Here is a 2,879-nt window from a genome sequence, read left to right as displayed (position 1 = left end):
CCGGAATTGCCGACCATCAATACTGCCACCAATGAGAGCAGGGCCATAGCAGGAGGTTACCAGAATTGGGCAACTACAGGCTTTTTTAGTCGCTTGAATTACAATTACAAAGAGCGTTATTTGCTGGAAATCAATGCACGTTACGATGGTTCATCAAGGTTCTTGAGAGATCAGCGCTGGAACCTGTTTCCTTCATTTTCTGCCGGCTGGAATGTGGCACAAGAAGAATTCTGGGGCATTAAAGATATCATTCAGACTTTTAAAATCAGGGGTTCTTATGGAGAGCTTGGTAACCAGAATACCGACTTATGGTACCCGTTCTACACCACCATGCCGGTTGGCGTAAACAATGGTTCCTGGTTATTGAATGGTCAAAAACCAAATACCTCCAGCGCTCCGGGGCTCGTAAGTACCTTGTTAACCTGGGAGCGTATCGCAAGCTGGAACCTTGGTTTTGATTTGGCGGCATTAAAGAACCGCCTGAATGTAAGTTTCGACTATTATAAACGCAATACTTTTGATATGGTTGGCCCTGCGCCAGAATTGCCTGTTATATTAGGTGCTGCAGTGCCACAAGTGAATAATGCTGACATGGAATCTTACGGTTTCGAGGTGGAAGCCAAATGGCAGGACCGTATTGGCGACTTTGGTTATTCTGTACGTGCGGTGTTATCTGATGACCAGCAACGGGTAACCAATTATCCAAATCCAACCGGAAATGTTGATACCTGGTATAATAATAAAATGAGTAACGAAATTTGGGGTTACACTACCGTAGGCATTGCGAAAACACAGGCTGAGATGGATGCGCATTTAGCGACAACCAATCAAAATGCCATGGGTGGAAACTGGACTGCAGGTGATATCATGTATAAAGATATTAATGGTGATGGAAAAGTGGATGCTGGTGCTGGTGTGTTAGGAAATACAGGCGACCGTTCTATTATTGGTAATGCCTCTTTGCGTTACCGTTATAGCCTTGACCTGGGGATGGACTATAAAGGTTTTGATTTACGTGCCTTTTTTCAAGGTGTAGGTAAACGTGATTACATGCCTAATGGCGCTTATTTCTGGGGTGCAAGTGGCGGGATGTGGCAATCTGCCGGTTTCACCGAACACATGGACTATTTCCGCGATGAATCATCGGTGATGGTAGCCAGTGGTTTAGCTGGTGTAAACCAGGATGCTTATTTTGCCAAGCCTTATTTTAATACCACCAAAAATCAGGCTACACAAAGCCGGTACATCCAAAATGGTGCTTACCTGAGGTTGAAAAACTTGCAGTTAGGGTATACGCTTCCTCAACCGCTCATGTCTAAACTAGGTATTGGACGTGCAAGGTTCTATTTATCTGGAGACAACCTGTTTACAGTTACCAAAATGACCAAAATTTTCGATCCTGAAACTGTTGGACTCTTGGGCTTTAACGATGGTAAAACCTATCCTTTAGCACAGATTTACTCTCTTGGTCTTAACCTAACTTTCTAATTCAAAGTCATGAAAAAAATTAACAACTATATATACCTACTTCTTGCATTTCTTGGCGGAACAACGATCGTCGGCTGCAACAAACAACTGGATATGGAGCCGCTGTCTGCGGTAACTCCAGAAAAATTCCTGTTTACTGAATCAGATCTTGCCGCTTACACCATCGGACAATATAATTTTCCTACGCACGATGGCTGGAATCCGGGAACTTTTGCCGCCGACAACCATACTGATAACCAGGTTACCACTGGTATTTCTAACATTTGGGTTCCTGGAGAATGGCGTGTGCCTCAAGCAGGCGGAAACTGGGACTTTACCCAAATCCGCAATGCCAATTATTTTATCCAGACGGCTGTGCCACGCTGGAAAGAAAATAAGCTTACTGGTACTGCTGCAAATATTTCACACTATATCGGTGAAGGCTATTTCTTACGCGCCTATACTTATTTTAACAAGGTTAAACAATTTGGGGATTTCCCGATTGTAAAAAATACGCTGCCAGATCAATTAGATGTGTTGGTAGACGTATCTCAGCGCCGCCCGCGTAATGAAGTTGCCCGTTTTATCTTATCTGATTTAGATTCGGCCATTACGTTATTGAAAGCAGTTGCGCCAAACGGCACAAACAGAATCTCTAAAAACGCGGCACTTTTGTTTAAGTCACGCGTAGCTTTGCATGAAGCCAGCTGGTTAACGTATCATAAAAATACGGCGCTTGTACCTGGTGGACCGGGCTGGCCTGGAACAGGCAAGGTTCAGGGCTTTAGCATTAATATTGACTCAGAAATCGACTTCTTTTTAACCCAGGCCATGGACGCTGCTGCCCAGGTGGCTGATGCGGTTCCTTTGGTGGCGAACACCAAGGACAATGGGTACAACTCTTCGGCAAATCCTTATGCAGCCATGTTCGCAGATGTAGACATGAATAAATACGGGGAGGTGTTATTATGGCGCAGGTATGATCCTACGCAAGGTGTTTTTCATAATGTGAACCATTACATCAACACCAGTGGTGGTAATACAGGCTATACAAGAGGCTTAGTAGACAATTTTTTAATGCGTAACGGGTTGCCTATTTATGCTAGTGGTTCAGGGTATGCAGGTGATGGTTCGGTACAACTGGTAAAAACCAATCGTGATAACAGAATTCAGCTTTTTATGAAGAGCCCAGGTGAATTAAGACTTACGGATAAAAATAATCCTGATGGGACGCCACTTCTTACTGGAAGACCAGACATTGTTGGACTTGCAGAAACGCGTGATGTGACCGGATATTCTGTTAAAAAAGGTTTTTCTTACCTTGCTTCTAATGCAGAAGGTAGCCTGGGAAATACCGGAAGTATTGTGTTTCGTGCTGTTGAAGCCTACCTCAATTATATAGAAGCTTCTTA

Annotated in this window: 2 protein-coding genes; both read left to right on the top strand. The window is 43.8% G+C overall.

Features of this window, described 5'->3' with window-relative positions:
- On the top strand, nucleotides 1-1,488 hold a 1,488-nt coding region (locus tag ACR2F3_RS11280; protein WP_432710078.1), incomplete at its 5' end, for a SusC/RagA family TonB-linked outer membrane protein.
- Between the two features lie 9 nt (nucleotides 1,489-1,497).
- Nucleotides 1,498-2,879: RagB/SusD family nutrient uptake outer membrane protein (locus tag ACR2F3_RS11275; RefSeq protein ID WP_432710077.1), on the top strand; the 1,382-nt coding region annotated here is incomplete at its 3' end.

This window comes from Pedobacter sp. (assembly GCF_045627485.1).
Taxonomy (GTDB): Bacteria; Bacteroidota; Bacteroidia; order Sphingobacteriales; family Sphingobacteriaceae; genus Pedobacter.
The sequence above is the reverse complement of the archived record's forward strand: the minus strand, read 5'-3'. Positions and strand labels throughout refer to the sequence as shown.